Annotated in this window: 24 protein-coding genes; 2 read left to right on the plus strand and 22 right to left on the minus strand. The window is 55.8% G+C overall.

Translation table 11 applies throughout. The annotated features are described in order from the left end of the window. Nucleotides 1–41: 41 nt before the first annotated feature. Nucleotides 42–425, minus strand: coding sequence for a SirB2 family protein (locus U5J94_RS12075; protein WP_322565881.1), 384 nt, complete (start codon nt 423–425; stop codon nt 42–44). Nucleotides 426–753: 328 nt separating this feature from the next. Further along, nucleotides 754–1,302 carry a peptide deformylase gene (gene def, locus U5J94_RS12080; RefSeq protein WP_322565882.1) on the minus strand — a complete coding sequence of 183 codons (549 nt, stop codon included), beginning with the start codon at nt 1,300–1,302 and terminating at the stop codon, nt 754–756. 72 nt (nt 1,303–1,374) lie between these two features. On the opposite strand from def, the gene U5J94_RS12085 reads away from it, so the two are divergent. Continuing rightward, on the plus strand, nt 1,375–2,070 hold the full coding sequence (locus tag U5J94_RS12085; protein ID WP_322565883.1) for a CsiV family protein: 696 nt from the start codon (nt 1,375–1,377) through the stop codon (nt 2,068–2,070). A gap of 147 nt (nt 2,071–2,217) precedes the next feature. Here U5J94_RS12085 and U5J94_RS12090 read toward each other — a convergent pair whose 3' ends face one another. The 8 genes from U5J94_RS12090 to cysM all read right to left on the minus strand — a co-directional run bounded on the left by U5J94_RS12090 (nt 2,218) and on the right by cysM (nt 8,947). Next, on the minus strand, nt 2,218–2,958 hold the full coding sequence (locus U5J94_RS12090) for an S-methyl-5'-thioinosine phosphorylase (protein WP_322565884.1): 741 nt from the start codon (nt 2,956–2,958) through the stop codon (nt 2,218–2,220). Between the two features lies 1 nt (nt 2,959). Continuing rightward, entirely contained in the window at nt 2,960–3,505 is a 546-nt protein-coding gene (locus tag U5J94_RS12095) for a hypoxanthine-guanine phosphoribosyltransferase (protein ID WP_322565885.1), read from the minus strand. Further along, entirely contained in the window at nt 3,505–4,599 is a 1,095-nt protein-coding gene (locus tag U5J94_RS12100) for a mechanosensitive ion channel family protein (protein WP_322565886.1), read from the minus strand. Before U5J94_RS12100 ends, U5J94_RS12095 begins: the two co-directional genes overlap by 1 nt. A 23-nt stretch (nt 4,600–4,622) precedes the next feature. Beyond that, a complete protein-coding gene (gene nagZ, locus U5J94_RS12105; protein ID WP_322565887.1) occupies nt 4,623–5,672 on the minus strand; it encodes a beta-N-acetylhexosaminidase in 1,050 nt (349 codons plus the stop codon). 10 nt (nt 5,673–5,682) lie between these two features. Then, on the minus strand, nt 5,683–6,171 hold the full coding sequence (locus U5J94_RS12110; RefSeq protein WP_322565888.1) for a L,D-transpeptidase: 489 nt from the start codon (nt 6,169–6,171) through the stop codon (nt 5,683–5,685). Continuing rightward, a complete protein-coding gene (locus U5J94_RS12115) occupies nt 6,171–6,641 on the minus strand; it encodes a CYTH domain-containing protein (protein WP_322565889.1) in 471 nt (156 codons plus the stop codon). The genes U5J94_RS12110 and U5J94_RS12115 overlap by 1 nt, the downstream gene beginning before the upstream one ends. Continuing rightward, nucleotides 6,641–7,972 (minus strand): 23S rRNA (uracil(1939)-C(5))-methyltransferase RlmD, encoded by a 1,332-nt coding sequence (gene rlmD, locus U5J94_RS12120; RefSeq protein WP_322565890.1) that lies wholly within the window; start codon nt 7,970–7,972, stop codon nt 6,641–6,643. Before rlmD ends, U5J94_RS12115 begins: the two co-directional genes overlap by 1 nt. An 84-nt stretch (nt 7,973–8,056) precedes the next feature. Then, entirely contained in the window at nt 8,057–8,947 is an 891-nt protein-coding gene (gene cysM / locus U5J94_RS12125) for a cysteine synthase CysM (protein ID WP_322565891.1), read from the minus strand. Nucleotides 8,948–9,067: 120 nt separating this feature from the next. Between cysM and U5J94_RS12130 the strand changes: the two genes are divergently transcribed. After that, nucleotides 9,068–9,451, plus strand: a complete 384-nt coding sequence (locus U5J94_RS12130) for an Hpt domain-containing protein (protein WP_322565892.1) — start codon at nt 9,068–9,070, stop codon at nt 9,449–9,451. Nucleotides 9,452–9,602: 151 nt separating this feature from the next. On the opposite strand, the gene pdxJ is transcribed toward U5J94_RS12130, so the two are convergent. From pdxJ to U5J94_RS12190, 12 genes are all read right to left on the minus strand, one after another. Then, nucleotides 9,603–10,352: a pyridoxine 5'-phosphate synthase gene (gene pdxJ, locus U5J94_RS12135; protein ID WP_322565893.1), complete on the minus strand. Its 750-nt coding sequence runs from the start codon at nt 10,350–10,352 to the stop codon at nt 9,603–9,605. A gap of 58 nt (nt 10,353–10,410) precedes the next feature. Then, nucleotides 10,411–11,139 carry a DNA repair protein RecO gene (recO, locus tag U5J94_RS12140; RefSeq protein WP_322565894.1) on the minus strand — a complete coding sequence of 243 codons (729 nt, stop codon included), beginning with the start codon at nt 11,137–11,139 and terminating at the stop codon, nt 10,411–10,413. Nucleotides 11,140–11,159: 20 nt separating this feature from the next. After that, nucleotides 11,160–12,062 (minus strand): GTPase Era, encoded by a 903-nt coding sequence (gene era, locus U5J94_RS12145; protein WP_322565895.1) that lies wholly within the window; start codon nt 12,060–12,062, stop codon nt 11,160–11,162. A gap of 1 nt (nt 12,063) precedes the next feature. Beyond that, complete coding sequence (gene rnc, locus U5J94_RS12150) at nt 12,064–12,735, minus strand: ribonuclease III (RefSeq protein ID WP_322565896.1); 672 nt, start codon at nt 12,733–12,735, stop codon at nt 12,064–12,066. Nucleotides 12,736–12,737: 2 nt separating this feature from the next. Further along, a complete protein-coding gene (locus U5J94_RS12155; protein WP_322565897.1) occupies nt 12,738–13,109 on the minus strand; it encodes a DUF4845 domain-containing protein in 372 nt (123 codons plus the stop codon). 23 nt (nt 13,110–13,132) lie between these two features. After that, the gene (lepB, locus tag U5J94_RS12160) at nt 13,133–13,942 is read right to left on the minus strand and encodes a signal peptidase I (RefSeq protein ID WP_416224174.1); all 810 of its coding nucleotides are present in this window, start codon (nt 13,940–13,942) and stop codon (nt 13,133–13,135) included. Next, a complete protein-coding gene (gene lepA, locus U5J94_RS12165) occupies nt 13,939–15,744 on the minus strand; it encodes a translation elongation factor 4 (protein ID WP_322565898.1) in 1,806 nt (601 codons plus the stop codon). The genes lepB and lepA overlap by 4 nt, the downstream gene beginning before the upstream one ends. Before the next feature lie 129 nt (nt 15,745–15,873). Next, nucleotides 15,874–16,122 carry a glutaredoxin family protein gene (locus U5J94_RS12170; protein ID WP_322565899.1) on the minus strand — a complete coding sequence of 83 codons (249 nt, stop codon included), beginning with the start codon at nt 16,120–16,122 and terminating at the stop codon, nt 15,874–15,876. After that, nucleotides 16,119–17,567: a DegQ family serine endoprotease gene (locus U5J94_RS12175; protein WP_322565900.1), complete on the minus strand. Its 1,449-nt coding sequence runs from the start codon at nt 17,565–17,567 to the stop codon at nt 16,119–16,121. The genes U5J94_RS12170 and U5J94_RS12175 overlap by 4 nt, the downstream gene beginning before the upstream one ends. Nucleotides 17,568–17,602: 35 nt before the next feature. Continuing rightward, nucleotides 17,603–18,088: a SoxR reducing system RseC family protein gene (locus tag U5J94_RS12180; protein ID WP_322565901.1), complete on the minus strand. Its 486-nt coding sequence runs from the start codon at nt 18,086–18,088 to the stop codon at nt 17,603–17,605. Continuing rightward, nucleotides 18,085–19,065, minus strand: a complete 981-nt coding sequence (locus U5J94_RS12185; RefSeq protein WP_322565902.1) for a MucB/RseB C-terminal domain-containing protein — start codon at nt 19,063–19,065, stop codon at nt 18,085–18,087. The genes U5J94_RS12180 and U5J94_RS12185 overlap by 4 nt, the downstream gene beginning before the upstream one ends. Beyond that, complete coding sequence (locus U5J94_RS12190) at nt 19,055–19,627, minus strand: sigma-E factor negative regulatory protein (protein ID WP_322565903.1); 573 nt, start codon at nt 19,625–19,627, stop codon at nt 19,055–19,057. Before U5J94_RS12190 ends, U5J94_RS12185 begins: the two co-directional genes overlap by 11 nt.

Consider the following 19,627-nt stretch of genomic DNA (forward strand, 5'->3'; position numbering starts at 1 on the left):
AAAGCATGCCGGGCCAGACTCTGCGCCGGCATAATGACAAATCAAAGAGTGACCAGCCACCCGAGCGGATGATGATACAACGCCACGCTGACCATGTAGACAAACACCAGGATCGCCACCAGCCAGTACGCCATCCGCTCACGCCGGGTGCTGGCGAAGCGGAACACCATCAACCCCAGTCCGATATAGACCAGCAGTGCTACCAGCTTGGCGGTGAGCCAGCCGTGCACCAGCGGATATTGCTGGATGAGCACCGCCATCCAGATGCCGCTGACCAGCAATACCGTATCGTTGATGTGCGGGACGATCTTGACCCATTTCTGACGCATGAAACCGGCGTTCATGAACAGCCCCATGCCCCGGATCATAAACAGACTGATCGTAATGACAACCGTACTGACGTGAATAATCTTCAACCAACTCATCAATTCATCCTGTCTATGTCGCAGCTGAAAGCCCCTCTTACAATAAAATACTATCCGCAAGGCGGGTAGTATGATGAAAGCCCCGGAGTAGGCTATATCAGGGATAGGGTGCGTTCCACGCACCGTTATCCTGGTATCGGGAGGGTGGTGCGTAGGACGCACCCTACCCGACTCGCCGCCAAAGATGGCGGTTTACCAAGGTTAAATTAAATGTCTTCTGGGTTGTGCAGTGATACGTAGAACAGCCCCTGTTCCGGTTCAACTCGCGGCGTAGCCGCTCCTACAAGTACTGCCAACTGCTAACTGCCCTCTGCCAACTATCTTTGATTTATTCCCGCGACGCCGGCCCGCTGCCGGGCACCCCGTATTGAATCAGTTCCTCCTCGAAACCGAAATACTGCATATCGTCCATGCGCTGCGGATAGAGTATCCCGTTTAGGTGGTCCACCTCGTGCTGCACCACCCGGGCATGAAAGCCGCCGACCTCACGTTCGATGGGCGTGCCGCCGGGATCGAAACCGCTGTAGCGGACCTGCGTGTAACGCGGGACCAGACCGCGCAGGCCCGGCACGCTCAGACACCCTTCCCAGCCGGCCTCACGGCTGTCATCCAGCGGCGTAATCTCGGGGTTGATTAAAATCGTGCGCGGCACGCTCTCCACGTCGGGATAGCGGGGATTGGCAGCCACCTCGAAGATGACCACTCGCTGCGAGACGCCGATCTGCGGCGCGGCCAGACCGGCGCCGTCCAGGGCGTGCATGGTGTCGAGCATATCCGTGATCAGGGCATCCAGTTTTGGGCTGTTGAACTCACCCACGGGTTCAGCCACCTGTTGCAGCAGCGGATGTCCCATTTTAAGCACTTCTTTGACGGCCATAACACCTCTCGCTGGTCAAGCCGGGGTATAATTGGTTACATTACACACCTGATGGTTACAAGGAATATAGCATTGAAAAAATATCTGTGCCTGGCAATTCTCTGTCTCCTGCCTCTTAACGCGATTGGCGCCGACGAGGAGGTTCGTTACTACGAGGTCGAAGTGATCATCTTCGAACACCTCAACCAGCGCGGCAGAGAGAGTGAAATCTGGCCAAGTTCGGTAGAACAGGGTTTGCCCGAATCCGAGGTCATGATCGAACTCGATCGCCCCTTTCCGGGCCCGATCCCGGAAAACTACGATCCCTCGCTTACTTTCAAGAGCCTGCCAAAGAGCCAGTATCGCCTGAGTAAAGCAGCAGAAAAAATCAAGGAGTCATCGACCCGCCGGGTGCTGCTGCATACCGCCTGGACCCAGCCCGGTATGAGTGGCGAAGAAGCACTCAACGTCCGTCTGAGCCGGACCATTCCCGCATCAGCCGAGGACGCAGAGGCTAAAGAAACTGCCCTGCAGGGCGAATCCGGTGAGCTGAAAGCGTATATCCGGGTGATCCTGTCACGCTATCTGCATGTCGATGCCGACGTCGTATTACGGACCCGGCCACAACTCGGCCGTTTCGAGTTCTTCATTGAAGAAGCCGACGAACCGGTGGTTTACCAGCTGAAACAGTTGCGTAACCGCATTCGCAGCACCGAAGTCCACTACCTCGACCATCCCGTACTCGGGATGTTGATCACCATGCATCCGGTCGAAACCGACAAGCTCTAGATTTTTCACCGCAGAGACGCAGAGAAAATACCAATGTTAAATTCTAAATGTTGAATTTTGAATTAAGGGATATCGGTGTAATTCAAAACTCATAATTCAACATTCAAAATTATCTTTTCACCCTCTGCGTCTCTGCGGTAAAAATTATTACAATAACGGAATGACGTGTTCCAGCAGGGTGCGGACGTTTGTCATGCCCTCTTTCAGGTGTTGTTCGATCTCTCCCATGGTGATCTCGCCATCATGGCGGCCCGCAGCCAGGTTGGCGACGACGCCGATTGACGCATAGCAGACTTCCAGTTCCCGGGCGAGTACCGCTTCGGGCATGCCGGTCATACCGACGATGTTGCAGCCGTCGGCTTCGAGTTTGTTGATCTCGGCGGCGGTTTCCAGACGTGGGCCCTGGGTGGCACCATAGGTGCCTCCGTCGATGACGCCGACACCGGACTGGCTGGCGGCCTGTAGCAGTGACTGGCGCAGAGTTTCACAGTACGGCCAGGTAAAATCGACATGCAAGACCGGATTGTCCCCCTCATCGAAAAATGTATTGTGACGTCCCCAGGTGTAGTCAATGATTTGATCTGGAATAACCAGGCAACCGGGCTGGTACTGGGACTGAATCCCGCCGACGGCGTTAATGGCGATAATCATCTCGGCCCCGGCTTCTTTGAGCGCCCAGAGATTCGCGCGGTAATTGATGCGGTGCGGGGTAATAGTATGTCCCGAGCCATGACGCGGTAAAAACAGCACGTCATTGTCCCCCAGCGTCCCCCGCACCAGCGTACTGGACGGTTCGCCATAAGGGGTGTGCATAATTTCACGACCGGAGATTTTCAGGTTTTGCAGGCTGGTCAGCCCGGTACCGCCGATTATTGCCACTTTTGACATGTTATAACCCTTTGACTGCGTAGATACCCGGCGCATTGCGCAGGTAGCCTTTGTAATCCATCCCGTATCCGAATAGATAGCGATCTTCGGTCCGCAGACCGACAAAGTCCGCCTGCAAACCGTTTTTGCGATCGTGCATTTTTTCCACCAGTACCGCGCTATAGACTTCGGTCGCGCCCTCGGCGCGGCAGTGCTCCATGATCGCCGCCAGTGTAATCCCCTCGTCCAGGATATCGTCAATGATAAGAATATTCCGTCCCGCCAGAGGATGTGTAGGCCGCACCTGCCAGTTCAGATCGCCGCCGCTGGTCCCACCGGCATAGCGGGTGGCATGGATGTAGTCGATCTGCAAGGGAAAGTTCAACCGGGTCAGCAGATGACCAGCCGGGATGATGGCACCGGTCAGCACGCACAGGACCAGCGGATCGCTGTTTTTCAGTACCTGGGTCATTGCCGCGGCCATTTTGTCCAGCGCCGCTTCGACCTGTTGCTGATCATAGAGGCAATCCGCCTCGTTCATTGTCTGGTTAACGGTATTGATATTCATTATTGTGTTGTCGGTGGTTGTGGCAGATTCGCACCTTCTATTAGATCCGGCATATGCAATGTCCGGGTCGGGAAGGCCACTTCGGCGCCGTGACTGGCGATAATATCACTGATTTTAAACAGCACGTCCTGCTTGACTTCATGAAACTCGATCCATTTGACCGTTTTGGTAAAGGTATACACAAAGAAGTCGAGCGACGAGGCACCAAAAGCGTTGAAGTTAACAATCAGAGTCTGCTCCTGATCGATTTCCGGATGTGCCTGTAACATGGCTTTCACATCATCGATAATTTTCGGTAACACATCCAGATCCGTATAGCGCACCCCGATGGTTTCGAAAATACGGCGATTGAACATGCGCGAGGGGTTTTCCACCACGATACTGGAAAACACGGAATTGGGCACGTAGATGGGCCGCTTGTCGAAAGTACGAACAATCGTCAGGCGCCAGCCGATTTTCTCTACCGTGCCCTCGATATTACGATCCGGCGAGCGGACCCAGTCGCCAATGGCAAAGGGCCGATCAAAGTAGATCATCATGGCGCCAAAGAAGTTGGCCAGCAGGTCCTTGGCCGCAAAACCGATAGCGATGCCGCCGATACCACCAAAAGCGAGGATCGCCGAGATATTGACCCCGAGTGTCTGCAACATGACCAGGGAAGCCGTGATAAACACCGAGATTTTCAGCAACTGGGTGATCGCATCGGCCGTGGTTCTATCCAGTGGCTTGCCTTCCAGATCCTTGCGATCGAGAATGTTTTTCTCCATCTGATCCACAAAACGCAGCAGCGCCCAGGCAATCGCAATGATCGCCCCGACCTCACGCACCGCACGGTCGGATTCGAGATCAAATACCGCCATCAAAAGCGAAATACCCAGGACCCAGATAAACAGGGTCACCGGATGGCGAATGGAGTTGACCAGGGAGTTGTCCCAGATACTGGCCGTCTTCTCAAAACGTTTTTCCAGATGCTTCAGAACCCGTTTCTGGATAAAGTCCAGCAACAGCGTGGCGAAGATGATGACAAAGCTGTGCACGATCCACCAGTTGCCACCCAGTAGCTGGTCGACATAGTTGGTAATCTGTTCAAGCATATCTTTTCCTTATATGCTGGTCGTTAGAAATCGAACGCCAGAGTCGGATTGGCACTGTATTTATCCAACTGCGCGTTTACCTGACGCCACTGGCTCCCGGCGTGCAGTTGTTGCCGATCCACCTCACCCTTGCCATGCATACGCGCAAGCCGCAGGTGCGCTACCGGATCATCATAATCGCCCAGCGCTTCCAGTACCTCAACAGCCGCAGCACGATTATTACAGACCAGGACCATATCACACCCGGCCTGCAGTGCCGACCTGGCCCGATCACTGTACTGCTCGCCAGCAACACTGGCCCCTTCCATATCCAGATCGTCACTGAAAATCACACCCTGAAACCGCAGTCTCTCGCGCAGAATTTGTTTCAGCCAGATGGAAGAGAAGCCGGCCGGCAATCGATCGACTTTATCATAAATGATATGCGCCGGCATGATGGCGCTCAGACCGTAACTGATCATACGGCGAAACGGCAGGATATCGTGGGCATAAATATCGTTGTAGTCACGGCCGTCGACCGGTATGGCATGATGCGAGTCCGCCGCCACCGCACCGTGGCCGGGAAAGTGCTTGCCGGTGGCCGCCATGCCGGCATCGGCCATCCCCTGCATCCAGGCATGGGCCAGTTCGGCGACGATTTCCGGTTTGTGATGAAAGGCGCGATCACCGATGACCTCACTGACCCCGTAATCCAGATCCAGCACCGGAGCGAAGCTGAAATCAATCTCCAGGGCCCGCAATTCGATCGCCATCAACCAGCCGGCTTGCCGGGTTAATGCCCGGGCTCTCTGGTGATCCTGTTCATAGACCTGACCAAACAGGCGTGCCGGCGGAATATGACTGAAGCCGTCGCGAAAGCGCTGCACGCGACCGCCCTCGTGATCCACCGAAACCAGCAGGCGGGGTTCACGCAGCGCATGAATCTCGCGAACCAGTTGCTGCAGTTGTTCGATCGACTCGAAGTTGCGGGTGAACAGGATGACACCACCAACATGCGGATGCAGCAGTATCTCCCGATCTTCTTCGGACAGAGCAGTACCGGCAATATCCAGCATGACAGGACCCAGTGACATCGTTGATTGCCTATTCTTCTATCAGGACCGGGGTGCCATACGGCACCATGTTAAAGAGTGTGAGAATATCGTTGTTGCGCATTTTGATACAGCCATGTGAACTCGGTATTCCCATTTTGTCCTCGTCGGGGCAGCCGTGGATATAGACATAGCGACGCATGGTATCCACCGCGCCCAGTCGGTTGACGCCCGGCTCCAGGCCACTGAGCCACAGAATACGGGTCAGTATCCAGTCACGCCCGGGGTATTGTTCGCGTAATGCCGGCGAATAGGTCTCGCCGGTAGGACGCCGTGCGACAAACACGGTATTGACCGGTTGCCCGGCGCCGATTTTGGCGCGAATCTTATGTTGCCCCCGGGGCGTCTGTTCACTGCCGTTGCGCTCACCGACGCCGTTTTTGGCGGTCGAGACGGAAAATGTGGCAACGCAACCGCCCTGCTCCAGCACAGACAGTTCCTGACGCGTGACACTGACTTTAATTTCCCGCTGTTCCGGCATCAGTGCCAATCCTTATAAGGGTGGTTGACCAGACTCACGTTGTAATACCGCACGTCATCGGAAACCTCTTCACCGAGCCAGTTGGGCTGTTCAAACACTTCATCCTCACTGTCCAGTTCGATTTCCGCCACTATGAGACCGGCATTTTCACCCTCGAAGACATCGATCTCCCAGACATGGCCGACATGCGGCACATGGTAGCGGACTTTTTCGATGATCGGTTTGTCACACAGATTGTCCAGCATCTCGCGCGCATCTTCCAGCGGAATGGGGTACTCGTATTCCTGTCGATGGATTCCCAGTGTGGCGCTTTTGATATTCAGGTTGGCCTGATCGCCCTCGATGCGAACGCGCACCGACGCATCCCGGGCGCCAATGAGATAGCCCTGCGCAATACGGTGTCCCGCATCCGCCTGCTGGCGCCAGCGATCATCGCGAATCAGGAATTTGCGTTCAATCTCGGTCGCCATCAGGAGCCTTTGATAAACAGGGCCATGGATTCCACATGAGCCGTGTGCGGGAACATATCCATAATACCGGCCTGCTGCAGACGATAGCCATGGCGATTGACCAGTTCGCCGGCATCGCGGGCCAGGGTGGCGGGGTTACATGAGACATAAACAATGCGCTGCGCCCCGCTGGCCGCCAGATACGGCACCATTTCGGCGGCCCCGCTGCGCGGAGGATCCAGCAGAATCTTGTCATACTGCTGTCCCTTGAGCCAGGGTTCGTGATCCGTCGGTTCGAACAGGTTGGCGACATGAAAGCGGACCTGGTCAATCCCGTTTAATGCGGCATTGGCCCGCGCCCGTTCGATCAATCCCGCCTCGCCTTCAACCGCCACCACTTCGCCGCCACGACGCGCCAACGGCAGGGAGAAGTTACCCAGGCCGCAAAACAGTTCCAGAATCCGATCCGTGGCCTGCGGTTCCAGCAATTGCAGGGCCTGGCCGATCATACGCCGGTTGATGTCGCTGTTAACCTGGATAAAGTCAGTCGGCTGAAAGTCGAAGCTGACATCGAACTGTGGAATCGAATAACGCAGTGTCGCCTGTTGCGGATACAACAGCGTGATACTCTCCGGCCCCCCGGGTTGATGATAAATGACAAAGCCGGTCGTTTTGCCATAGTCGATCAGCAAGGCAATGTCCGCCTCGGTCAACGGTTCCAGATTACGAAATACCAGGGCAATTTTTTCATCATCGGCCGCCACTTCAATCTGGGGGATGCGCCGGTAACAGCTGAGCTGAGCGATCAGTTCGCCCAGTTCCACCAGTCGATCGCCGAGCGGCGGCGTCAATATTTTGCAGTGTTGCAGTTGGGCCAGAAAGTGACTGCCGCGCTCGCGAAATCCGACCAGGACTTTTTCTTTTTTATCCACATAACGGACGCCAAGCCGGGCCTTGTTACGGTAACCCCACACCGGACCGGTCAGCGGCGGTAATACCGTCTGCGGTTCCACATGGCCGATACGCATCTGATCCTCCAGCAGAGTCTGCTGTTTGAGGCGAATTTGCTCGTCACTCGACACATGCTGTAAACGGCAACCGCCACAGAGCCCGAAATGCTCACAGGCCGGTTCGATGCGTGCCGGGGAGGCCTCGAGCACCTGATACAGACGGCCCTCGTCATAGTTGCGCCGGCTGCGGGTATAGACAAATTCCACTTTCTCGCCCGGCAAGGCATCATCGATAAACACCGTTTTGCCCGCGATTCGGGCAACCCCCTTGCCTTCATGGGTCATACTTTCGATCTCGGCGATGAACGGTTCGCTTGGCAGGGCGCGGCGTTTGCGTGACATAAAAACTTCGTAATTAACAGGCGCCGGTCTATCGCTTGACCGGCGACAATGGCTTGTCAAACAGGTGCATGCAAGGCAACCGGATCAGGCGGGAAACACATTGGTGGACAGATAGCGATCACCCCGATCACAGATGATCGAAACGATGGTGGCCTGCTCCACCTGTTGCGACAGTTGCAGGGCGGCGGCCACCGCCCCGCCGGAGGAGATGCCACAGAAAATCCCCTCCTGTGCGGCCAGCGCCCGGGTGGTCTCCTCGGCGGCCTGCTGGGTGACATCCAGAGTCTGATCCACCCGGGCGGCTTCGAAAATACCCGGCAGATAGGCCTCGGGCCAGCGCCGGATGCCCGGTATCTTCGCCCCCTCGGCGGGCTGCACGCCGACGATCTGCACGGCGCTGCTTTGCTCCTTGAGGTAACGGGAGACCCCCATGATGGTGCCGGTAGTGCCCATGGCGCTGACGAAGTGGGTGATCGTGCCGCCGGTGTCGCGCCAGATCTCGGGGCCGGTAGTCTCGTAGTGAGCCAGCGGGTTGTCCGGGTTGGAAAACTGATCCAGTACCTTGCCCTGCCCCTCGGCAGCCATCTGCGCGGCCTGATCCCGCGCCCCTTCCATGCTTGCCTCGGCACTGACCAGAATGATTTCGGCGCCAAAGGCCTTCATGACCGCGCGGCGCTCGACGCTCATGTTCTCGGGCATGATCAGAATCATCCGATAGCCCTTGATCGCGGCCGCCATGGCCAGGGCAATGCCGGTATTGCCGCTGGTCGCCTCAATCAGGGTCTCCCCCGGGTGGATTTCACCGCGTTGTTCGGCATGCTGGATCATGCTCAGCGCCGGCCGATCCTTGACCGAGCCGGCCGGGTTATTGCCCTCCAGCTTGACCAGCAGGGTGTTGCTGGTCTCGCCGGGCAAACGTTGCAGGCGCACCAGCGGGGTATTGCCGACAAAGGCTTCAATCGTGGGGTAATTCATCGTGACAGTTTACCTTGTTCTGGCATGACTTTTCATTACCCGCTACCATTTTGCAAAGAAGCGATAATAAACTGTCCATCCTGTATATCCGGGAATGGGACGAACCAGGTCACTAACAGTATGGCGGATAATGCATCACCAGCCCGCAGCCGGGCGATTCTGGACAAAGATCAGGCACTCGAGCAGGCCGGGGGCAGTGAAAGCCTGGCCAGGGAGCTGTTCGGCATGCTCCTGGACGATCTGCCCGTGCTGCAGCAGCAACTGCAACAGGCCCTTGCCGACAAGCGGGCAGAGGCCATGTGGAATCACGCTCACAAACTGTACGGGTCGACCGCCTATTGCGGTGTCCCTGCCCTGCGCGAGGCCGCCCGGGCCATGGAGGAATGCATCAAGCAGCAGAATGAGGCTGAGCTGACAGTCTGTTTTGCCCGCCTGTCCGCGGAGATCGACAACCTGCTGGAACAGGGCCCGCAGCTGGCCGAGGGGCCCTGGGCGGTGGAATGAGCCCGGGTGCCGACCCACCCGGGCTGTGCGCTCACCGAACACCCGGAATCAATCGAAATCCCGCTAGAGAGCCGGCTCCTGTCAGCCGCCCGATCATAGCCCGGTCGGCAATTTCACTATCCCCGGGGTTATGGTGGTGACGGTTAACAACCTACCCGGTCCGGACGGCCACCATCAGCTGTTTCATTTCCCGGACCGCCGCTTCGAAGCCGGTAAAGACACTGCGCGCGACAATCGCATGGCCGATGTTCAGTTCGCGGATCCCTGGAAGCACGGCGATCCGGCTGACATTGTGATAATGCAAGCCGTGACCGGCGTTGACCTGCAGGCCCGCGGCCAGACCGTGCTCCACCGCTTCGGCAATTTTCACAAATTCCCGCTCTTGCGCAGCGGCTGTGCCGGCATCGGCATAATGGCCGGTGTGAATTTCAATTACCGGGGCGCCGCATTCCGCCGCCGCCACGATCTGTTCGGGCTCGGCGTCAATAAACAATGACACCCGCACCCCGGCATCCGCCAGTCGCCGGCAGGCTTCGGTAATCCGTGGACGCTGACCTTTAACGTCCAGACCGCCTTCGGTCGTCAGCTCCTCGCGTCGCTCGGGCACCAGACAACAGTCCGCCGGTTGCAGCTGTTCGGCAATGGCCAGCATCTCGTCGGTGACCGCCATCTCCAGATTCATCCGGGTTTGCAAAATTCCACGCAACATCTGCACGTCGCGATCCTGAATGTGCCGTCGATCCTCGCGCAGATGCAGGGTAATGGAATCAGCGCCGGCCTGCTCGGCCAGTAATGCCGCCTGGATCGGTTCGGGATACAGGGTTCCCCGGCTCTGGCGCAGGGTCGCGATGTGATCAATATTCACACCCAACAATATTTCGTTCGCTGTTGTGCCAGACACAGATTGTTTACCTCGTTCGAAATCAGTTTCTAGTTACTAGTTTCTAGCGACTAGTAACTTATAAATCGCGACTTTGCCAATAGAGTTCGCGGGATTTAAGCGGCCGATTGTCCAGGTGCCGGCTCAGCAGGAATCGCATCAGGATCTTCGCTTCCCGCAAGACCTGTGGATCCTGATAGTCGTTATCGCGGATCGCCAGCAGCGTTCGGCCACTGATCTGCGGACAATCAACCTGTTTTGCGACGACAGACTGTACCGGTCCCTGTTCCGGATAATAACAATATTGGGCATCGGCGTGCAGCGGTTCGCCGGTTTCGGTATCCACATCGAGCGCCAGTCCGTAGCCCAGCTCTTCCAGCAATTCCCGCTCATACCGGCGCAGCACCGCTTCCTGGGGTTTGGCGTCATCCAGCAAACCCTGCAGGCCGCGCTCATAGCAGACGAACAGTTCGGGATGCGGATCGTCACGATGCAACAGTCGCAGGATCAGCTCGTTCATGTAAAACCCGCTGATAATGCGGCTGCCCGGCAGCGAAAAAGTGCCGCCAGCGGCTTCCACGGCGGTCATAGTTCGCAACTCGCCGCGACCGGCCCAGGAAAACAACAGGGGGACAAACGCTTCCAGGCGGGCGCTGTTGCGCGCGCGACTGCCGCGAACACCCCGGGCCACCAGCGAGACCCGGCCACCGTCTCGGGTAAAGACCTCCAGCAGGCTGCTGGTATCACGATACGGCCGGCTATGCAGGATAAAGCCGTATTGCAACTGTTGACGATGGTCCGCCGGCATTAGTTTTGTCTACTTTTGGGTCAATGGTCGTCCCGATAACCCAGGCTGGAAAGTGCACGTTCGTCATCGGACCAGCCAGCCTTGACCTTGACCCAGAGTTCGAGATGTACCTTCTTGTCGAACAGTTTCTGCATATCCAGACGTGCCTGTTGGCCGACTTTTTTCAACCGTTCGCCCTTCTCGCCGATGACGATGGACTTCTGGTTGTCTCGCTCCACCCAGATTAGCGCGTGAATCCGGTTTAGCCGCTCCAGCTCTTCGAATTTCTCGATCTCCACGGTCGTGGCATAGGGTAACTCCTGACCGAGATTGCGCATCAGTTTCTCACGCACAATCTCCGCAGCCAGAAAACGGCTGCTGCGATCGGTCAGCTGATCTTCGGGATAATACGGCTCGGAAATTTCGAGATAACGGATAATCTCCGTCTCCAGTTGTGGTAGATTGGTTCCACTTTTGGCCGAGATCGGTACGACTTCAGAAAAATTGAGCTTCTCGTGCAGCGTTTGTAAAAACGGTAACAACTCTTCTTTTTTCTTGAGACGATCCACTTTATTGACCGCCAGTATGACAGGGGCCGTGATGCCTTTTAATACAGACAGGACCATCTCGTCTTCGTCCGTCCATTTCAATGCCTCGACCACAAATACCACAACATGGACGTCATCAATCGCCGAACTGGCGGCCCGATTCATAAACCGGTTCATGGCCTTTTTGGCCTGCTGATGGATACCGGGCGTGTCCACGTAAACAATCTGGGCTTGTTCCGTGGTTTTGATCCCGATTATACGATGCCGGGTGGTTTGCGGTTTGCGTGAGGTAATACTGAGCTTTTGTCCCAGAAGATGGTTCATCAGGGTGGACTTGCCGACATTGGGGCGCCCAACCAGCGCCACATAACCGCAGCGAGAAGTGTCATTTGTCATATCAGTTAGTCAGTACCTGTAACATCTTCTCGGCCGCCGCCTGCTCGGCCTTGCGGCGGCTGGTGCCCTCACCCACAACCTTGTCGGCGAGTGAACTGATCGTACACTCGACCTTGAAACGCTGTTCATGTGCCTTGCCCTCCGTCGCCACGACCTGGTATTCGGGTAATTCGTCACCCCGGGCCTGCAGGTATTCCTGCAAACGGGTCTTGGGATCTTTTTTCAGGGTCCGGGGATCAAGCTCAGCGATTCGTTCTTTAAAAAAAGTCTCAACCAGCGCACTGGCATTGTCCATATCACTGTCCAGATAAACAGCGCCAATGATGGCTTCAAACGCATCGGCCAGAATCGAGCGACGACGATGTCCGCCGCTTTTCAGCTCACCGGAACCCAGATTCAGATAATCACCCAGTTCCAGTTCTGTCGCAATAGAGGCCAGAGTTTCACCTTTGACCAGACTTGCACGCAGGCGGCTCAATTCACCCTCACTTGCTTCGGGAAACCGCCGGTAAAGTTCGATGCTAATCAAATAACCGAGAATAGCATCACCCAGGAATTCTATGCGCTCATTGTTACTCGAACCGAAACTCCGGTGTGTTAATGCCTGTTCCAGAAGATCGGGCCGCTTAAAAGAATAAGCCAGTTTGCGACAAAGTCTGTCCAGGTTCTGCATTACTATTTCGGTATTTCCGCGCGTTTATTAAAGCTTACAACAATATCAATATTACCAACAAAGTCCTCTCGAACTTCATAATCCAGTTCGAGAATTATGTTGTCTTTTGTATTTTCAATATAAATTTCATCGCGACGTATATACTTTATCATATTTACACTCAGCCGCTTATTTAGCGTCTCCAGAATCTCCGCGGGGGTTTTATCTCCCATCGAAGGTTCTTTTTCTATATCCGATAAAATTGAGCTAACAGTGAGTGAGTTTATGTAAAGCGGTGCAAGCTTGAGTGCCACCAGAGAAAAAAATGTGATCAACGCCAGAATCAATATCCAGCCAAGAGCAGATACACCTTTCTGGTGCCCTATACTATTCATATTTACCCTCCTCACCATTATCGTTATTCGATTAAATTTCCGATGCGGTTCCAGCTTGGCATTTGGCAGTTGAGTTGAATTATTTCGCTAAAAGTGCAGTCCCAATTCATCCAGATTAAAAAGGCCTCACCGACCAGGTTCTCTTCGGGAACAAAACCCCAGACCCGACTGTCGCGGCTGTTATCCCGATTGTCTCCCATTACAAAATAGTTTCCTTTCGGGACATTGACAACAAAATCCCGGGGCGACGAACCCGCACTGACCAGAATAGGGTGACGCACATCGCCCAGTGTCTCTTCATAACGAAGCTCCAGGGAGTAATCCGCATTGTAATTATCAATCGGCTTCTGCAGTGCCGGCTCACCATTAATATAGAGCGTCTTGTTATAGTAAGCCACCTCGTCGCCCGGCAGACCGATTACGCGCTTGATATAGTCAATATCGGGATTTTCGGGGTAACGAAAGACAATCACATCCCCCCGCTCGGGATCGCCCAGGTTCACAATACGCTGATGCCCGACCGGCAGGCGCAGACCGTAGGCGAATTTGTTGACCAGAATGAAATCACCTACCTCCAGAGTCGGTAACATGGAGCCGGACGGAATTTTGAACGGTTCGGCCACAAAGCCGCGCAGCACCAGTACCACCAGCACCACCGGAAACAGAAAACGTGAAAATTCAACCAGATAGGGCTCGTTCGTCTCGCTCTCGCCCGCTTCATTTGGCGTTTGAACCGGTTCCCGGTGCCTGGCAAAATATTGCGCATCGACCAGCCAGATGACTCCGCTGATGACAGTCGCCAGCACCAGTAACAACTCAAAATCAAAACTCATTTTTCCTTCCCTACATTAAGTACCGCCAAAAAGGCTTCCTGCGGAATTTCCACCTTGCCCACCTGCTTCATGCGCCGTTTACCGGCTTTTTGTTTTTCCAGTAGTTTACGTTTGCGCGAGACATCGCCGCCGTAACATTTTGCCGTCACGTTCTTGCGCAGTGCCTTGACCGTGGCACGGGCAATGATCTTGGACCCGATGGCCGCCTGGATGGCCACTTCAAACATTTGCCGGGGGATGATCTCCTTCATGCGTTCGGCCAGATCCCGGCCGCGATATTCAGCCTGATCGCGATGCACGATGATCGACAGGGCGTCGACTTTTTCCCCGTTAATCAGAATATCCAGCTTGACCAGATTGGCGGACTCAAAACGCAGGAGTTCATAATCCAGCGAGGCATAGCCGCGACTGACCGATTTGAGCCGGTCGAAAAAGTCGAGCACGATCTCGTTCATCGGCAATTCATATTCCAGCAGAATCTGACTGCCGAGATACTGCATTTTTTTCTGCACGCCCCGCTTTTCGGCACACAGTGTAATCACATTACCGACATGTTCCTGGGGCACCAAAATCGAGGCCCGGACAATCGGTTCGCGAATCTCCTCGATGTCGTTCGGTTCGGGTAGCTCGGACGGATTCTCGATGTTCAGCAGCTCGTTATGCCGGGTCAGCACCTCATAAACGACGGAGGGTGCGGTGGTAATCAGATCCAGACCGTATTCGCGCTCCAGCCGCTCCTGCACGATCTCCATGTGCAACATACCCAGAAAACCGCAACGAAAACCGAAGCCCAGTGCCTGGGAGGTTTCCGGTTCGTAATAAAGTGCGGCGTCATTCAGTTTCAGCTTGGAAAGTGCTTCACGCAGCCCCTCGTAATCATCCCCTTCAACCGGAAACAGCCCGGCAAAGACCTGCGGCTGGATCGGTTTGAAACCGGGCAGCGGCACGTCGGCCGGATTGGCGGCATCGGTGATGGTATCGCCGACCGGCGCGCCGTCGACCTCCTTGATACCGGCGATCATGAAGCCCACCTCACCGGCATGCAGTTGTTCGGTATCGCGTTTTTTGGGGGTGAAAATCCCGACCCGATCCACCTGGTGATTGCGGTCCGCCGCCATGATGCGGATCTTTTGTTTGCGCCGCAGGGTGCCCTGCTTGACCCGAATCAGCGACACCACCCCAAGGTAATTGTCGAACCAGGAGTCGATGATCAGCGCCTGCAGGGGCGCGTTCACATCACCCTCGGGCGGCGGGATCAGGTGCACGATCTCCTCCAGCAACTCGCTCATCCCCTCTCCGGTTTTGGCCGAGACCCGGGCGGCGGTTTTGGCCTCGATGCCGATGATCTCCTCGATCTCCTGGATCACCCGATCCGGCTCGGCCGCCGGCAGATCGATTTTGTTAAGGATCGGGAGCACTTCCAGTCCCTGTTCGATGGCGGTATAGCAGTTGGCCACGCTCTGTGCCTCGACCCCCTGGGAGGCATCCACTACCAGCAGCGCCCCTTCACAGGCGGCCAGCGAGCGCGAGACTTCGTAGGAGAAATCCACATGCCCCGGGGTATCGATAAAGTTCAGCAGATAGGTCTTGCCGTCCCGGGCGGTGTAATTGAGGGTGACGCTCTGGGCCTTGATGGTGATGCCGCGTTCGCGCTCCAGGTCCATCGAGTCGAGCACCTGCTCGCTCATTTCGCGTTCGGTCAGGCCCTCGCACATCTGGATAATCCGGTCCGCGACGGTGGATTTACCGTGATCGATATGGGCGATAATGGAAAAATTGCGTATCTGGGAAAGGTCGGTCACATTCCACCTTGAGTCATACTAAAAAGGCGCACAATTGCGCCTTTTTGGATCGAGCGTGCATACTGACAAATTCCAGGGAAGGAATTTGTCAGAAGTTATATTAATGGCAATGCGGAATTGTAACCAATTTCAGGCCTGGCTGAAATACTGTTGGAGCTTGCCAACTTCCAGAAAATAATGGCAAATTTCCCTCTCCCCGTGCTTGAGCACCGGAACCAGTTCGCCGTAGGCCGCCTCCAGTGCCGGATCGCCGTCAATATCCACCGTATCCAGCTCAAAATTGTATTGCGCCTGGACCGCCTGCAGCTGCGCCAGCATCGCCTGGCACAAATGGCAACCACTGCGCAGATACAGGGTCAGACGCACCGGCCGGCTCATTCCTCGAGCCGGATGGTCATAAACAGCGGCGCCTTGCCACGCTGGACCAGCATCGGCAGCAGCTTGCCCCTGGGCAGATCGCTCAGCAGTTTCTCAAACTGCTTGCGGCTGGTGATATTCTGGTGGTTGATCATCAGGATCACATCACCCGGACGGACCTCCGCCTCGGCGGCCGGTCCCTCGCGGATCTCCTTAACCAGTACACCACGCTTGTCGTCGATACCCAGCTGCTTGCGCTGCTCCCGGGTCAGATCCTGCAATACCATGCCCAGGGTCGCGCTCTCGCCCTGGCTTGAGGGCTGATCGGGAGAAGCCTGGGCCAGCTCTTCCTCGGGCGGCAATTCGCCGGTTTTCACGGTCAGATACCGGGTCTTGCCTTCGCGGATAATCTTGACCTTCGCTTCCTTGTCCACCGGATAAGCGGCGACCGCCAGTGGCAGATCCGATTGGCGATGAATCGTCCGGCCGGCAAATTCCACCACCACGTCACCTTCCTTGAAGCCGGCCTTCTCGGCCGGGCTGTCGGGCAACACCCGTAGCACCACGGCCCCCATCGGCTTTTTCATACCGAAAGATTCGGCCAGTTCACGATTGACGTCCTGGATCAAAATACCCAGCCAGCCGCGACTCACCTTGCCCTTGGTCTTGAGCTGCTCGACCACATCCATCGCCACATCAATGGGGATTGCAAACGACAGGCCCATGAAACCGCCGGAGCGGGTGAAAATCTGTGAATTGATCCCGACCACTTCGCCATCGAGATTGAACAGCGGACCGCCGGAATTCCCCGGGTTAATCGCCACATCGGTCTGAATAAAGGGAACATAGTTCTCGCTGGGGAGATTACGATTAATCGCACTGATCACGCCCACCGAAACCGAATGGTCAAAACCGAACGGCGAACCGATGGCCATGGCCCACTCGCCGACCTTGAGCTTCTCCGAATTGCCGATAGCGACCACCGGCAGATCTCCGGCATCGACCTTGAGCAGGGCGATATCACTGCGTTTGTCGCTGCCGATGACTTGTGCCTTGAGTTCACGACGATCACTCAAGCGAACCGTAATTTCCTCGGCATCCTTGACCACGTGATAGTTGGTAATAATATAGCCATCCCGACTGATGATAAAGCCGGAACCCAGTGACTGGCTGTCGAACTCTTCCGGGCCCGAACCCGGTGGTCCCTCTTCCCCAAAAAAGCGCCGGAACAGATCGCCAAACGGCGAGCCTTCGGGGAACTCGGGAATCTCAAAGCCCGGCGGTAAAGCGTGTTCACGACTCACTTTCTGGGTGGTGCTGATATTCACCACTGCCGGGCTGTTTTTCTCCACCAGCTCGGTAAAATCGGGCAGTTTGTCATTGCCGCCCAGAAGGGCGTATGAGGGCGTGGCAAAAAAGCCCAGAATCAGAAAGATGCTCAACAGATTAACAATACGAGCCTTCATTGATGCCTCTTTAATAATTGCGCAAAGCGATTTGCTTATGAATGTACGATATTCGAAGCGGATATGCCGGCCGATGGCAAACGGCGCAGAATTTGCGGCTGATAGCGGCTGTCATGGGCTATGCGCCGGGTAAACAACCGCAGCCAGACAATTGCCACCAGCATACCAATTATGGCAAAAACAATCGATACCAGCTCCTCGGCCGGGATCTGTAGCTGCTCGGCCAGCACCTGACCGGTAATGGCAAACAACAGCAGACTCAACAGCGGTACCAGATACACGGCCATCGAACCGCTCAGCATCGCTGACTCATGCAGGCCGATTATCACGGATTCGCCCTCGCGGAGCTGCAGCGAATTCAATACCCGCATCCTGCTGGTTTTCTGCCCGACGACCCGGGCCAACACCGAGGTGCCACAGCCCTTTTTGACCTGGCATTGATCGCAGGACGACTTGCGTTGCGCCTCCACCCAGGCGTAATCGCCCTCGCATTTCACCACAACGGCCGTCTCCTCGATCATGGTGACTCCCGGTAACGCACCGATTCACCGATCATTTTAACCGTTGCCTGCGGCACTTCGCCAACCACCGTCACGTGGTAGCCGTTCAACGTCCGGCCGTGCGCGTTAACCGCTCCCATATGCGAACCGCCAAACAGATTGTCCTCGCCCTTTTCAGCATTTTTTTCGATAAATACCGAGACCGAGGCCAGGCCATCGGAGTAGATCCGATGCTCGACCGGCATGATACTGGTGGGTATCTGGTGTATACGGGTCATGTCCTGTTCAAATCCCGCCGGCAGCGCGGTCACCTGCCAGTGCGTTTCCTGGTCACTTGTGATCGGCTGCTGACCCGACTCGGCTTCGTACCAGGTAAAGTTTCCCTTGTTGATATCCGCTTTCAGTGCCTCTTCGGGGATCTTGTCCTTGAATATGATCTGGGTGAACATGAACTGTTCAACCGGCTTGTTGTTTTCATTCAGCAACTCGGTCTTTAATAACAGACCGGTTTTTTCATGTACCCACAAGGCGTGACCGTAACGCAGATTATCCCGAGGTTCGATCAGAATCTTTTGTGTTGGCTCGCCGGCCACCTTGTCCTTGCCGGCCAGTGAGAGGCGGTAATAATTGTCCAGCACACCGACCTGAACCGGAAACACCGGGGGAAACTTGGCCCGGGGCCGGCTCTTTTCCACTATCACCGACTGACTGTCCGGATAGATACAGATTACCCGATCGCCGTCACGCAACACTTCGCGGCCCGACCCGTCCATGGATACAAGCCGTTCGCGCTCGCCGGCTTCCGTTACGCTGTGGATAATCCGAATCGAGCTCAACTGATCCTGCTGGCCGTAAACAAAGGTCCCTTCGTAATTAAGCATGTGCGCGGCCTGATGCATCTTTTCCAGCCACGGCTGGACCTCATCAATCTCCGAAGCCCAGGCGGCCTGCAGTAGAATCGCGGACCCCAACAGGGTCGAGGCCAGTTTATTTATCATTGGCACGAGTAACGACACGCTCCGAAGGGGTCACACTGACAATGCGCATATACGGCAGCATGCCCTGCATTCTCGAAGAGATGGAATATTCGTTATGATTGATCAGGTAATTGCTGAGCTTGGACTGCACCTCGCTGTCGATGGGCAAGCGTGCCGAGGAATTGTCGCTGACATTGCGGTATTCCGCAGCGGTATTCTCTGCGCTGGCGATCGCCGGCTGCGATCCCGACGGGCCTGTCACATCGCTTTGCTGCACGGTTAATACCGCCACCGTGGCGACGGTGGCGGCAATCGCCAGACCGGCCACCTGCCGGACGCTATGGGCAAGTTTACGCCGGGCCGGACGCAGCACCGTCGGCTCATCGCCTAACGCCGCGCTGACACGGTCGACAAATGACGGGGAAGGAACCGTTTCATTGTGTCCGGAAAGCACATCCCGGATCAGATGATACCGTGCCCAGCGTGCCCGAACGTCGGTATCCTGCTTGAGTGATTCAAGAACATCCGGATGAAACTCATCATCCATAAATGCTGATAATTTTTCGTCGCTGTTGTTGCTCAT

The sequence above is a fragment of the Thiohalophilus sp. genome (genome assembly GCF_034522235.1).
In the GTDB taxonomy this organism is placed as follows: Bacteria; Pseudomonadota; Gammaproteobacteria; order UBA6429; family Thiohalophilaceae; genus Thiohalophilus.